The sequence below is a fragment of the Streptomyces sp. NPDC048389 genome, from assembly GCF_040706335.1.
Taxonomy (GTDB): Bacteria; Actinomycetota; Actinomycetes; order Streptomycetales; family Streptomycetaceae; genus Streptomyces.
In genome coordinates this window covers 35,308-48,096 of record NZ_JBEZKP010000015.1, presented here as the reverse complement: position 1 = coordinate 48,096, position 12,789 = coordinate 35,308, and the positions used below count along the sequence as shown (strand labels likewise).

Here is a 12,789-nt window from a genome sequence, read left to right as displayed (position 1 = left end):
ATTCACCATGAGACTCACCCTCGACGACGACTGGACCGCGACAGTTACGGGTGAACCCCTGCGCATCACCCCGCGCTTCGACTTCGCGGGCCAGTGTGTGCGCGTCGCGACATACACGGACGTGAAGGAACACGAGCGGTTCCAGTTGGACACCTTCGGCAGCCAGGACTGGCTGTGGGACACGCCTGACGAGGTCCGGTTCGACCCGTCCGGCCGGGAACTGGTCGGCGCCCAGTTTCAGTTGCCCTATGAGGCCGTCGATGCCGAGGACGCCGCCCGCGTTCCCGCCACACCCCCAGTCCATCCGGGCGGCCTTCGCGCGGACGAGGTCCGGGACTTCCGCCTGGAGGTGACCACGGAGCTCTGCCGCGCCCCTGGAGACACCGTGCTGACCTGTCTGCGTGATCTCGATGTCCTGGACGAGCCGTTGGAAGCCCGCATCGGTATCGCCCCCGACGTGGCGCTCCTCGTCCAGCACGGCACCGTCGTCGGCTGGAGCCTGACCGACCCGGTTCGGTACCTGACCACGGGTTTCGCCGCTCCCGACCCGGCTCCCGCCACCCCGGCCACCCGGCTGCTGTTCACCGAAAGCCTTGACTTGACCACCACACCGCTTCTCGACGAGGTGAGGGACCGGGACCCGGCCGCCCTGGCCCGGCTCCGCGCACTCGACGAGGCACTGCGTAACCAGCGTGAGGACCGTCACCGGGCCGATGCCCTCCTCGCGCTCATCGGGGACCTGGTCGAGGACTACGGCAGCTCGTGACGGCGGTCACATCAGGCGGTGGGATGAGGCAGGAATGACCACAGATCTGTCGTTCGACGGCGACTGGCGCGCAACGGTGACAGGCGATCCGCTGCGGATCATCCCTCGCTTCACAGGCGGTTCCGTGCGCCTCATGGACTACGCGGACGTGAACGAGCGTGAGCGGTTCCTTTTGGCCAGCTTCGGTAGTCAGGAATGGCTGTGGGACGCGCCTGACGTCATCCGGTTCGACAAGACCGACCGAGTGCTGGTCGGGGCAGAATTCCACTGGCCGGAAGAGTCCGCCTCCGCCAAGGAAGTCGCCCGCCTGCCCCTCACACCTGAGGTACGCCCGGGTGGAATCCGAGCCGATGAGGCCCGGGATTTCCGCCATGAGAGGTGCACGGTGCTGTGCCGCGCCCCCGGGGACGCCATGTTGACCTGTCTGCGTGACCTCGGCGTCATGGACGAGCCGTTGGAGGCCCGCGTCGGCATCGCTCCCGATGTGGCGCTCCTCGTCCAGCGCGGCGCCGTCGTCGGCTGGAGCCTCACCGATCCCGCGCGGTACTTGACCACCGCGTATGCCGACCCGGACCCCAACCCGCCGTCGCCTGCCACCCGTCGGCTGCTCACCGAGTGCCTGGACCTGGTCACTACGCCGGTGGTCGACGACCTGGTGGATGGTGAGCCGGCCGCCGTGGCCCGTCTCCGAGCCGCTGACGAGACCCTGCGCGCCCAGCGCGAGGACCGGCACCGGGCCGACGCCTTGCTTGAGCTGATCGCGACCTATGTGGAGGACTACGGGAGCTGATGACAGCCGACGGTGCACGCCATGGGTCTCGACCGCCGGCCTGGCACCACCCTGAAGACGTAGACCCGACCAGTGCGGCAGCGCGGCAACTGGCGTTGCTGAACGCCTCTACCGACGGGCTCTGCAGCGCCCCTGACTTCGCTCATGGCTGGTGGCAGGCACGACGCACCTCCCAGGCGAACGGCGAACGAGTTCTGGGGGCACTCGGCGACTGAAGCTTCCCCTTGATGTTGGACACCTGGAGACTGGGACGTGAGGTTCCAGAGGAAGTAGTGCCAGGTGGGAAGCAAGAGCAACCGCAGCAGACGGTACTCGGAGGAGTTCAAGCGCGACGCGGTCGCGCTGGTCCGCTCCTCCGGCAGGACCGTCACCGAGGTGGCCCGGGAGATCGGGGTCAGCGCCGAGGGTCTGCGGAACTGGGTCAAGCAGGACACGATCGACCGCGGGCAGGGGGCGCCGGGCGAGCTGACGAGCGCGGAGCGGGAGGAACTGCGTCGGCTGCGGCGGCAAACCGTGAGCAGGCCGAGACGATCGAGGTGCTGCGAAAAGCGGCGGTCTTCTTCGCGAAGGAGAGCGATCGATGAACGACGTGTACGCGTTCATCGAGGCGGAGAAGACCACCCACCCAGTCGCTCTGCTGTGCCGGCTGCTGAAGGTGGCCCGCTCCTCCTTCTACGCCTGGATGGCCGGCGAGCAGGCCCGCGCCGCCCGCCGGGCCGCCGACGACGCCCTGGCCCACGAGATCAGCGTCTTGCACATCGCCTCCCGGTGCACCTACGGGGTGCCGCGCGTCCATGCCGAACTGCGCAGGCTGGACCGGCGGGTCAACCGCAAGCGGGTGGAGCGGATCATGCGTGAGCGCGACATCGCCGGGGTCACCCGGCGCAAGCGCCGGTCGCTGACCCGTCCGGCGAAGAAGGCGGTGCCCGCTCACGACCTGATCGGCCGCGACTTCACGGCCGACGCCCCGGGCAGGAAACTGGTCGGTGACATCACCTACATCCCCACCGACGAGGGCTGGCTGTATCTGGCGACCTGGCTGGACCTGGCGACCCGCGAGATCGTCGGCTACTCGATGGCCGACCACCACCGCTCACCCCTGGTGGTCGACGCACTGGCAATGGCCGCCGGACGTGGCCGGCTCCAGCCCGGCTGCATCGTGCACTCGGACCGCGGATCGGAGTACACCTCTGACGAACTCCGCCGGAGAATAAGCAGGTTGGGGCTACGGCAGGGCATGGGCCGAACCGGCTCGTGCTACGACAATGAGCCTTTTCCATCCTCACTCTGAGCTGGCCAGATGCAGGACGAGGACGGCCTGGACGAGGCTGGTGATGCGGGTGGTCGAGCACCGGAGCCTGCGGAGGAGCCGCCAGGCTTTGAGGGTGGCCATGGCCTGCTCGACGAGTGCGCGGATCTTCGCGTGGGACCGGTTGACGGCCTTCTGACCGGCGGAGAGGGTTTCCCAGCGGCCCCAGTAGGGAGTGCGGACGTTTCCGCCGGAACCCCGATATGCCTTGTCCGCCCAGCACTTGATGTCGGCTGCGGCAAGGGCGTCGACGATGCCGTGCTCGCGGGCCGCGCGGACATCGTGGACGGCGCCGGGCAGGGCCGGCGAGGCCCACAGCAGCCGGCCGAAGGGATCCGTGAGGACCTGCAGGTTCATCCCGTGCTTCTTGTGTTTCCCGGAGTAGAAGGGCCGGTCCGCGGCGATGCGGTCGATCGGCAGGAGTGTGCCGTCGAGGATCACGAACGCCTTCGTCGACGCGACCCGGATCGCTTCGGCCAGGGTGGGCGCGAGACCTGCCAGGAGTTCGACAGCCTCGGTGGCATACCGGTAGGCGGTCGTGGTTCCGATACCGAATCCGGCCGCGAGCTGGGCATACGTGTGTCCCATCCGCAGGTGGGCGAGTGCGAGCAGGGCCTGGCGGCCGGGGTTCAGACGCCTCCAGCGGGAGCCGATCGCGCGACGGTGCTGCCGCAGACGGGCGGACAGGAAGCGCAGGGCAGAGCTGGACACGTCGACGCCCGACGGGTAGACAAGCATGCGAAGCCTCTGGTGGAGACGGTTCTCTTGGTCGAAAACCCATCTACCAGGGGCTTCACCACGTTGTCAGCCCAACCGGCTCGCTGCTGCTGCAAGTTGGAAAGGGCTCAATGCCGCCGCCGAAAGCTTCTTCGCACTGCTCAAAGAGGAGATCGGCACCCGCCGCTGGCCCGACCGGACCGCTGCCCGCGCGGATGTCTTCGCCTTCATCGAGACCTTCTACAACCGCAGACGGCTGCGGAAGCATCCAGTCTGGGGCTACCTCACCCCGCTGGAGATCCGACAGCGACACGAGCAACAACACGCCCTCGCAGCGTAAGCAACGAGTGTCCAGCATCACGGGGAAAGTTCAGGCCTCGTCTACCCCCGGTACTCGGACGACATGGTTTTCTCGGGCGGGACCACCCCGTTCTCCCGGTCTGCGGCGGTCGCGCTGCTCAGGGAGTTCAGCCACACCGTGCAGGGGTTCCGCTTCACCGTCAACACCCGCAAGACCCGTGTCGTCCCGCCGGGCGCCCGCAGGGCCGTGCTCGGGCTCCTGGTCGACGGAGACGCCCTGCGTCTCACCCCGGACTTCAAGGCACGGCTCCGCGGCCACCTGTACGGCATCGAGAAGTTCGGGCTCCGGTCCCACCAGCAGCACCGCGACTTCGCCTCGCTGGCGGGCATGGTCAATCACATCGACGGTCTGATCGCGTACGCCCTCGGCGCCGAGGCAGAGTGGGCCCGTCCGGTCCGTGAACGGTGGCAGGCTGCGTTGTGTGCACAGGGCTGGACGTTCGACTGACACCACAAGGGCGGGGCGGAGCAACGGCATGCGCTACAAGAACGAAGACCAGATCAAGAAGGCGCTGGGGATCGATTCCTGGAGGCACCTCTCCAAGGACAAGATGGTCCGATTCGTGGCCATGATGCCCGACATGAGCACCGAGGTGGCTCTGAAGATCGTCGAGCAGTTCCCCGCGTTCAAGGACTTCGCCAAGAACGCCGTGGACATGATGCAGAAAGCGCACGAGTCCACGCTCACGGCCAACGAGCGGAGCCAGGAGCATGTGCACCAGGCCTTCCGGGAGATCAGGGAGATCCTCTCCGGGGAACTCGACAAGGGTGACCTGACGTGGGAGCAGCGGATGTACCTCCTCGAGCGGATCCAGGAGACCGGCAGACAGCAGTCGCAGAAGGACAGCGAGAACAAGAAGTTCCTGGACGGGACCCTTGGCAAGACGCTCGCCGGCGCGGGGGTGCTGGCGGCCCTGGCCGTGGCCTTCGTCGGCGGAAGAGTGATGGCCGAGAGCAAGGACGACTCCGAGGACTCCCTGGAGGCTTGACCTTGATTCTTCAACCTGGGTACTGCCCTCCCCTCTGTCAGCCTTGGACCTTCGCGCCTCGTGCGGCGAGTCCGAGCAGGTACTCGGTGGTAGAGGCATGCCTTCTCCTCGTCCGTCAGCATGTGGCTCATTTTCTTGAGGCACCCGAGCGGCCGACCCTGGTCACGCCCCAGACGGCTTGGGAGTGGAAGGGGCGCTTCCCTGAACTGTCACACTTCCTGAGCGCCTATTTCCATCAAGATTTCGAGACTGAGTACGTTTCGCACAGGGAGGCGGTCGATGATTATCTTGATGGCGTTTCAGAGACCGACCTGCGCAGCGTCATCACAGAGATCCAGGATTTTCTGGCCATGAATTCAGACGATAATTCTCTGCGTGAAGCCAGCCGGACACTCGGTCTGCGTATCAGTCCGCCAAAGGGCGTCTCCTTGCGGCGCTGGCTGAACGACGTACGCGAGATAATCGCTCATCGCAAGTAGCCTCTTCGGCGATGTCAGGGCGCCCTGGTCCGATGGACTCGATCACGACCTTCTGGTCGCCGATGCCCGCGGGATGCGGCGTGGTGGCATCTCCGTCGGCGGCGTGCCGTGGGCTGCCCAGGCGCGTTGCTGCTCCTGCCGCCAGACGATCGCCAGTACCTGGTTGGACACGGGTCGGACGAACCCCAGTCGGGCGAGGATGTCCCGGGCTTCGGTCGGGGGATCGCCCGCCTGGGTAGTGATCAGGGCACTCAGGATCGGCACGTCGTCCGTCACCTTGCCCTCGGCCCGCACGAGGGTACGGAGGAGTCCGGCGGGCGGGAGTTTCGTCGCCACGGCGCCCTGTGGGCCGAACAGGTCGGCGACGGTGACCGTGCCACGACGGTGTGCCACCGTGACCAGATGGCGCCGCAGCTCCCGTAGGAGCGTGTCACCCCGCCGGACCGACTGTTCCAGAGCGGTGATCCGCTTGCTCAACTCCCTCTGCTGGTCTTGGGCCTTCCAGGCGCGGTAGGCGACTCCGCGCCGTCCGGCCTCGTGCCATTGCTTCTCCCAGGACCGGGCCTGCTCGATCGCGTTCGTCAGCTTCCGCCGATCCTCCTCGCCCGCGACGTCCAGCAGGTCGTGTGCCGTGGCCAGAAGCCTCTTCATGAGCGCTGTGTCGCGCCGGATCGCCTCCTGTCGATTGCGGTCACCGCCCTGCGGTGACCCATGGTGCGCCGAGAAGAGCCTCCGTGTCTGCTGGGCGCACCACTCGTCCCCGGCGTGTCCGCCGGGCACGAGGCGGCCGAGTGACCTCGCGTGGTCACGGAAGTACGGAAGGGCGTAGCCGTTGTCCCTGCGGATCAGGGCGGACAGCAGCGGTTCCGCCGGGCGGGTCGCGGCGTCCACCATCCTGAGCAGTGTCTGGCAACGGGAGGGGGCAAAGGTGTGGAGGTCGAGCCCGGTGATCTTTGCCAAGTCGCGCCAGGTCGTGGTCTCCCGGTGCGCGGCGCAGTACTCCAGGTAGTCCCGCACCACGAAGGCGGCCTCCTGGATGGGCGTTGCCGGGGTCGCCGGGGTCGCGGGCCGGCGCGGGTGGCGTGCGCCGTTCGCCGTGCTCTCCTGCGGCTCGGGGCGGTACGGGGTCTTCTGGCAGTAGCGCGCGACGGGTGTTCCGGGTGGGGCGGCCTGGCGGGAGGCCGGTGTCATCAGGCCGGCTGACGTGATCCAGCAGGTGTCGAGGTCCTGCCATGTGACACGGCGTCCGGGTAACTCGGTGCCGATCTGGACGCGTCGCTGCAACAGACCGTCGTTCCGGTTGCTGACCATGCGAAACCGCAGGGCGTACCCGCGCCGGGCGAGGAGTTCGCGGGGCGCCGGGGTGTGCTCCCCGAGGAGCACGTCGTCGTAGCCGCCGCTGATCGCGAAGTCCGCCGCGGCGCGCGGCAGGGACGACCCGGCGTAGGGGCAGTAGAAGCGCAGCTTCAGCCCGGGGGCGGGGAGGAAGGCGTCCAGGTACGTCCAGTCGCCGTCGATCTGCTTGCTCAGTTCGAGCCGGTGGTCGAGCCCGCACGCCTCCAGCCAGCGGCGCACCCCACGCCGGAGATACAGGTGATCCCCACTGTTCTCGCCGGTGAATCGCCGCACGCACCGGTCCCCGGGCCGGTGCGCGAAGTGGCTGACACTGCGGTGGCACACCCGCACGGTCAGGATGTTGCCGCAGCCGCCGAGCAGCATCCCGCACCAGAAGGCGTCCGTGCCGTGGCGCCGCTTCAACAGCATGGCGTCGTCGTGCTCCTGGGGAAGGATCACCGGCTGGTCGGACGTACGGCTGCCGAGCACGGCGACTTTCACCAGTCGGCTGTCTTCGGTGAACACGCGACCCCCCTCGCTGTTCTTCAGCGGGCCGCGCAGCCAGTGCCGAGGCCCGGAACGACGAGTATGCACGGTTGGGGGCAGCACGGGGACCGTTTTGTCGTGTTCTTGGGAAGGGGGCCTGCCGTCCTGTCGCGTCGTACGCGTGAGCCCTCCCGCACCGGGCGGCGGTGTCGTCCGAACTCCAGGGCGGTGGGGTGTCAGGCGGGTGGGGCGGTGTCGCCGACCAGGCGCAGGGGCGGGGGTTCGGGGGCGAACTCGCCGGTTTCCAGGGCTGCTTCCCGCCACTGTGCGGCGAGGGTGAGCAGGTACTCGCTGTCGTGGCGGTAGCCGGGTGGTGGAGAGCCCGGGGTGGTGGGCCAGAGCATGGTGACGGCGAAGCGGACCGCGTGCAGGGCCGAGCCGACGTGCGCGTCGACGCTCTTCGGCAGGCGTACCAGCAACTGGAGCCGGTCGGCGAGGTCGGCGAGTTCGTCGTAGACCTTGGTGCGCTGGTGCGCGCGGGCGGTCTCGATGTCTTCGTTCACAGGTCCTCCGGTGTGTGCGGGCGTGGGGTGGGGAGCCCTGGGCCGGTCAGGCCACCTCGGTTCGGGGCTCACCTGAGGGTTCGGCTTCGGCGTCGGCCTTGGTCTGGGCTTCCATGCGGCAGTCGCGGCAGAGGCCTGGTTCCGGGGCGCGAAAGACGCGTGTGCAGGTGCCCTGGCAGTCCTGGAGGGGGTGGATGACTTCCGGCGCGGGGAGATCGGGGAGCGGTGGTGGGAGGAGCGCGGTGAGGCGGTGCGCGAGCAGGCCGGCCGGCTGCTTGAGGTGTTCGGGGAGGTCGCTGGTGAGGGCGTGGCGGACGGCGTCCGGGGTGGCCTCGCGCTCCAGCCAGGCGGCGACGGCCGGGGCCAGGCGGCGGACGTCCCGCTCGCCGAGGAACAGCCGGGGCTCGTCGCGGCGCAGGCCGGCGAGGAGGTCGGCGGCGACGCGGTGGCGCTCCAGGTCGGCGCTCTGCGGCTGGGGGAGCGGCGGGCGCGCGGGCGGAGGTGCGGGGGCGGGGGCCGGTTCGGGTGCGGGCCCCGGCGCCGCCGGCTCCGGTTCCCCCTCCCGTACGGAAGGCGGGCACGGCGCCGGAGCCGGAGCTGGAGCTGGAGCTGGAGTGGCGGTGGCGGCCGCCGCCTCCGGGTGGTTGTACGAGATCGTGCGCGTCACGAGCTTGCCGCCGGGCAGGCGCTCCAGCGTGCGCGCCAGGTAGCTGTGCTCCTCCAGCTCGCGCAGCGCCGCCGCGATCCTGGCCTCGCTCTCCGGGAAGCGGTCGGCGAGCACCTTGATGCCGACCTTCGCCCCCTCGGGCAGCGACTGGATGTGCACGGCCAGCCCGATCGCGGTGAGCGACAACTGCCCGTGCTGGGCGAGGTGGTTGCCGACGATCGTGAAGCGTGTGGTGTGGATCGAGTTCACATGGATCACACCGAAAGCGGTGGCGCGACCGGGAACGCGGGACGAGGCGCGCGAGGGCGCGCTAACCTGCTGGGTATCCATCGGGAAGCTCCGAACTTCCTCGTGGTCAGGCCCTCGATCGGGATTGCAGTCCCGGCCGGGGGCCGTCGCATGTCTGGTGTTGTCGCGGCGAGCATATGCCCGCCAACCGGCCCGAAAGCCAGCCCGATTGGCCAATGTCACCCGGGAGAGTGATGGAGGAGGGGTCGGGTGGGGTGGGTGGTTTCTCCCGTTTCTTTCAAGCGTTCTTTAAAGCTTTTGCATCGCGCGGACCCGCGTCGCACACAGCCGGGTCGCGTGTCCCCGCGACCCGGTCCCACCAGTCACGGAGCGAGATCCAGCTCGGCCCAGACGGTCTTCCGGGGCACGGGCCCGAGCGCCACACCCCACCGGTCGGCGAGCGCCTCGACGATCACCAGACCGCGTCCGCACTCGGAATCGTCGGCGGCATGAGTGGAGGCGCGGGGCAGACGGTCGCCACGGGTGTCGCTGACCGCGATGCGTAGCCGCTTGCCGCAGGCCTCGACGGCGAGTTCCAGCCGGAAGTCCCGGCCCGGAACACGCCCGTGGACCGCCGCGTTGGTCGCCAGCTCGGCGACGATCTGCGCGGCCGACTCGGACGGCAGGCCCCAGGAGCCCAGCTGGGCGGTGGTCAGCAACCGCGCCAGCCGGGCACCCCGGCGGGTGGGGGAGAGCAGCACGGTGAACTGGCGAGCAGGAGCGGAAGGTTCGGTTCGAGTGATTTCCTGATTCACGTGACTCAGCGTGGCCGGTTCGCGCTTACGCTGAACAGAGCGACGCGTGTACGGACAGTGACTGTCCTCGCGGTGTACGGGCCTGTCCATCCGATACGACGTCGGCCAAGTCGTAGTACAGGTACGGGCGGAGGCGGATTGCGTATGACGGAGGGCACGGACGAACCGGACCAGGACATCGCCCTGGAGGACGACGACTCCGGAGCGGTGATCGCGGCGGTCGGCCGCCAGGTCCGGCTTTGGCGCGAAGCGGCGGGCATGCGGGCGGCGGAGCTGGGCGCGGCAATCGGTTACGGCGAGAACCAGGTCTACAAGGTCGAGGCGGGCAAGCGCATCCCCAAGCCGGAGTTCCTGGACAGGGCGGACGAAGTCCTGAGCGCGGGCGGCAAGCTGGCCGCGATGAAGAAGGACGTCGCGGAGGCGAGGTACCCGAAGAAGGTCCGGGACCTGGCGAGGCTGGAGGCGGATGCCGTCGAGATGGGCGCGTACGGCAGCGACAACATTCACGGCCTGTTGCAGACGGAGGAGTACGCCCGTGCGCTGTACGGGGAGCGGCGGCCTGCCTTCAGCGAGGACCAGGTCGAGCGCCTGGTCGCGGCTCGCATGGCCCGGCAGTCCGTCTTCGAGCGGCAGCCCGCCCCGCTGCTGACGTTCGTCCAGGAAGAGGCGCTGCTGAGGCGGCCGACCGGGGGCAGAATGGTGTTGCGCCGACAGCTCGAACGCCTGCTGGAATTAGGGGCGTTGAGGCACGTTGAGATCCAGGTCATGCCGACGGAGACGGAGGAACACGCGGGACTGGCTGGCTCACATCGGGTGCTTAAGCTGAGCGACGGCACGGCTGTGGGGCACAACGAGGTCCAGCTCACCAGCCGTCTGATCACCGAGCCCAAGGAGGTCCAGATCCTTGAGATGCGATACGGCATGATCCGGGCCCAGGCGCTCACGCCTCGGCTGTCGCGGACCTTCATCGAGAAACTTCTGGGAGAGACATGAACGTCAAGCCCTCAGCCGGATCTCCTTCCGGGCTGACCTGGGTCAAGAGCAGCTACAGCAGCAACGACGGCCCTGATTGCGTCGAGGTTGCGTCGGCCCCCGCCACGGTCCACGTACGCGACTCCAAGACCGTGCCCGGCCCCCAGCTCGGCTTCACGCCCACCGCGTGGACGGACTTCGTGACGTACGCGTCCGGAAGCTGACCCGAGTACGCGCGCCCCGGCGAGGCCGGGGCGCGCGTACCGCCGTCCGTCCGTCCGTCACTTGGCCGTGACGGTGACCTTCTCGTCGTTCTGGATCTGCTTCACCAGCTGCTGCACCTTCGCCTTGTCCCAGACGAGGTTGCCGCCGCGGCTGCCGGAGATCGGGATGTTCATCGACGTGCCGTCGCCGCTGCTGACGCCCTTCATCGCGAAGAACATCGACCCCAGGTCCCACAGGGACATGTCCTTGTCGACGATCAGGGTGTCGAGCCCCGCGCCCAGCGTCGGGTACAGCTTGAACGGGTTGAGGATCGTGCCCGGGGTCGCGGCCTGGTTGGCCAGCGTCGAGAGGAACTTCTGCTGGTTCTTCGTCCGGTCCAGGTCGCTGCCCGCGAACGCGTAGCGGGTACGGACGAAGGCCAGCGCCTGCTCGCCGTCGAGGGTCTGCTTGCCCGCCTTGAAATCGGCGCCGGACTTCTTGTCCTTGAAGCCCTTCTCGATGTTCATCTCGACACCGCCGAGCGCGTCCACGATGTTCGCGAAGCCGGCGAAGCCGATCTCCGCGTAGTGGTCGATGCGCAGGCCCGTGTTGTGTTCGACCGTGCGGACCAGTAGCTCCGGACCGTCCTCCGCGTACGCGGCGTTGAGCTTGACCCGGCGGCCGGTGCCCTGGAACGTCTTGCCGGACTCCGATCCGACGAACGTCGGTATCTCGACGTCCGAGTCACGTGGGAGCGACACCATCGTGTTCCCGCTGCCGCACTTGGCGAGGATCATCATGGAGTCGGTGCGCTTGCCCTCGGCGGAGCCGGTGCGCAGGCGCTTCTTGTCATCGGCCGACAGGCCCTCGCGGCTGTCCGAGCCGACGATCAGATACGTGGTGCAGTCACCCTCCGCCGGGCGCTCGATGACCTTGGAGAGGTCGACCTCGCGCCGCACCTTGGAGTCTGCCCAGAAGTACGTGCCGATGGTCGTGCCGAGCACCGCCACCAGGACGACGACCGAGCCGACCTTGAGCCGGCGCCGCCAGTCGGGCGCCGGGCCCGGCTGCCGGTAGGGGGCACCGCCCTGCGGAGGGATGTGGCCGCGGTCACCGCCGCCGTAGACCTGGCCGGTGTTGTAACCGCTGTCGTACCCGGGCTCCGCATGGCCCTGGCCCTGGTCGTAGCGCTGCTGCGGGGGGACACCGCCGTGCGGGGGCGCGGCAGGTCGCTGGACGTGGCGCATGACACGCGCGCTCTCCGGCTGTGCACCGGCGCTGCCGCGCCCGTAGCCGCGTGCGTCGCCGTTGCCGCCGTTGGCGGGCCATCCCTCGGGCCAGTCATTCATGGCGAACAGTGTGCCGGTCGGGAGGCCCGCCCAGACAGGGCGGGTGGGGAATCGGACCAGGGCTGTAGCGAAGCTGATGCATTCATGGCCCGGCATAAGGTGGACGGTATGACAGATCAGGCCCCCCGCCCGGCGGATGAAATTCCGGGCAAGCCCACTTCGGCATCCCGTACCACCCTGAGCCATATCATGACCGGCAGTGACACGAACCTCCTCGGTACCGTGCACGGCGGCGTGATCATGAAACTGGTGGACGACGCCGCCGGAGCGGTCGCGGGCCGGCACTCGGGCGGGCCGGCGGTCACCGCCTCGATGGACGAGATGGTGTTCCTCGAGCCGGTCAGGGTGGGCGACCTGGTCCATGTGAAGGCACAGGTCAACTGGACGGGCCGGTCGTCGATGGAGGTCGGTGTACGGGTCCTGGCCGAGCGTTGGAACGAGTCCACGCCGGCGACACAGGTCGGCAGCGCGTACCTCGTCTTCGCGGCGGTGGACGCGGACGGCAAGCCCCGTCCCGTACCGCCGGTGCTGCCCGAGACGGAGCGGGACCAGCGGCGTTACCAGGAGGCGCAGATCCGGCGCACGCACCGGCTGGCCAGGCGCCGGGCGATCCGGGAGCTGCGGGAGAAGCGCACCGCCGAGGGCATGGGGGACTGACCCCGCCTGGTGGTCAGGGGCAGACGACCTGAACCTGGACCTGGTCGCCCGTCGCTCACCGGCGGACGACCTGGACCTGGACCTGGTCGCCCGTCGCTCAGGG

At 68.7% G+C, this 12,789-nt stretch carries 15 protein-coding genes and 2 pseudogenes; 11 read left to right on the top strand and 6 right to left on the bottom strand.

The window, feature by feature from the left end:
- Positions 1–7 precede the first annotated feature (7 nt).
- The 4 genes and pseudogenes from AB0903_RS13855 to AB0903_RS13840 all read left to right on the top strand — a co-directional run.
- On the top strand, positions 8–766 hold the full coding sequence (locus AB0903_RS13855; RefSeq protein ID WP_366702314.1) for a hypothetical protein: 759 nt from the start codon (positions 8–10) through the stop codon (positions 764–766).
- Positions 767–800: 34 nt separating this feature from the next.
- Positions 801–1,556: a hypothetical protein gene (locus AB0903_RS13850; RefSeq protein ID WP_366702312.1), complete on the top strand. Its 756-nt coding sequence runs from the start codon at positions 801–803 to the stop codon at positions 1,554–1,556.
- A gap of 279 nt (positions 1,557–1,835) precedes the next feature.
- A pseudogene (locus tag AB0903_RS13845) lies at positions 1,836–2,054 on the top strand (transposase); the annotation flags it as partial.
- Positions 2,055–2,115: 61 nt separating this feature from the next.
- Positions 2,116–2,847 (top strand): annotated as a pseudogene (locus AB0903_RS13840) (IS3 family transposase); the annotation flags it as partial.
- Here AB0903_RS13840 and AB0903_RS13835 read toward each other — a convergent pair.
- Positions 2,839–3,603 carry an IS5 family transposase gene (locus tag AB0903_RS13835; protein ID WP_366702310.1) on the bottom strand — a complete coding sequence of 255 codons (765 nt, stop codon included), beginning with the start codon at positions 3,601–3,603 and terminating at the stop codon, positions 2,839–2,841. The pseudogene AB0903_RS13840 and the gene AB0903_RS13835 sit on opposite strands and share 9 nt — an antisense overlap.
- Between AB0903_RS13835 and AB0903_RS13830 the strand changes: the two genes are divergently transcribed.
- From AB0903_RS13830 to AB0903_RS13815, 4 genes are all read left to right on the top strand, one after another.
- Entirely contained in the window at positions 3,602–3,922 is a 321-nt protein-coding gene (locus tag AB0903_RS13830) for an IS3 family transposase (RefSeq protein WP_366702308.1), read from the top strand. The two genes, AB0903_RS13835 and AB0903_RS13830, sit on opposite strands and share 2 nt — an antisense overlap.
- A 63-nt stretch (positions 3,923–3,985) precedes the next feature.
- On the top strand, positions 3,986–4,390 hold the full coding sequence (locus AB0903_RS13825; protein WP_366702306.1) for a hypothetical protein: 405 nt from the start codon (positions 3,986–3,988) through the stop codon (positions 4,388–4,390).
- Positions 4,391–4,418: 28 nt separating this feature from the next.
- Positions 4,419–4,931 carry a hypothetical protein gene (locus AB0903_RS13820; RefSeq protein WP_366702304.1) on the top strand — a complete coding sequence of 171 codons (513 nt, stop codon included), beginning with the start codon at positions 4,419–4,421 and terminating at the stop codon, positions 4,929–4,931.
- A 122-nt stretch (positions 4,932–5,053) separates the two neighbouring features.
- A complete protein-coding gene (locus AB0903_RS13815) occupies positions 5,054–5,410 on the top strand; it encodes a contact-dependent growth inhibition system immunity protein (RefSeq protein WP_366702302.1) in 357 nt (118 codons plus the stop codon).
- Between the two features lie 42 nt (positions 5,411–5,452).
- Here the strand turns inward: AB0903_RS13815 and AB0903_RS13810 are convergent, their stop codons facing one another.
- From AB0903_RS13810 to AB0903_RS13795, 4 genes are all read right to left on the bottom strand, one after another.
- Positions 5,453–7,270 carry a hypothetical protein gene (locus tag AB0903_RS13810; protein WP_366702300.1) on the bottom strand — a complete coding sequence of 606 codons (1,818 nt, stop codon included), beginning with the start codon at positions 7,268–7,270 and terminating at the stop codon, positions 5,453–5,455.
- Between the two features lie 197 nt (positions 7,271–7,467).
- Positions 7,468–7,794: a hypothetical protein gene (locus AB0903_RS13805; protein WP_366702298.1), complete on the bottom strand. Its 327-nt coding sequence runs from the start codon at positions 7,792–7,794 to the stop codon at positions 7,468–7,470.
- Between the two features lie 46 nt (positions 7,795–7,840).
- The gene (locus AB0903_RS13800; RefSeq protein WP_366702296.1) at positions 7,841–8,719 is read right to left on the bottom strand and encodes a helix-turn-helix domain-containing protein; all 879 of its coding nucleotides are present in this window, start codon (positions 8,717–8,719) and stop codon (positions 7,841–7,843) included.
- A gap of 353 nt (positions 8,720–9,072) precedes the next feature.
- Positions 9,073–9,504, bottom strand: coding sequence for an ATP-binding protein (locus tag AB0903_RS13795; protein WP_366702294.1), 432 nt, complete (start codon positions 9,502–9,504; stop codon positions 9,073–9,075).
- A gap of 144 nt (positions 9,505–9,648) precedes the next feature.
- Here AB0903_RS13795 and AB0903_RS13790 point away from each other — a divergent pair, with 144 nt between their 5' ends.
- Positions 9,649–10,497, top strand: coding sequence for a helix-turn-helix transcriptional regulator (locus tag AB0903_RS13790; RefSeq protein WP_366702292.1), 849 nt, complete (start codon positions 9,649–9,651; stop codon positions 10,495–10,497).
- Complete coding sequence (locus AB0903_RS13785; protein WP_366702290.1) at positions 10,494–10,700, top strand: DUF397 domain-containing protein; 207 nt, start codon at positions 10,494–10,496, stop codon at positions 10,698–10,700. The genes AB0903_RS13790 and AB0903_RS13785 overlap by 4 nt, the downstream gene beginning before the upstream one ends.
- A gap of 57 nt (positions 10,701–10,757) precedes the next feature.
- Here AB0903_RS13785 and AB0903_RS13780 read toward each other — a convergent pair whose 3' ends face one another.
- Positions 10,758–12,029, bottom strand: a complete 1,272-nt coding sequence (locus AB0903_RS13780; protein WP_366702288.1) for an LCP family protein — start codon at positions 12,027–12,029, stop codon at positions 10,758–10,760.
- A gap of 108 nt (positions 12,030–12,137) precedes the next feature.
- On the opposite strand from AB0903_RS13780, the gene AB0903_RS13775 reads away from it, so the two are divergent.
- Positions 12,138–12,686 carry an acyl-CoA thioesterase gene (locus AB0903_RS13775; protein WP_366702286.1) on the top strand — a complete coding sequence of 183 codons (549 nt, stop codon included), beginning with the start codon at positions 12,138–12,140 and terminating at the stop codon, positions 12,684–12,686.
- The last annotated feature ends 103 nt before the right edge of the window (positions 12,687–12,789 follow it).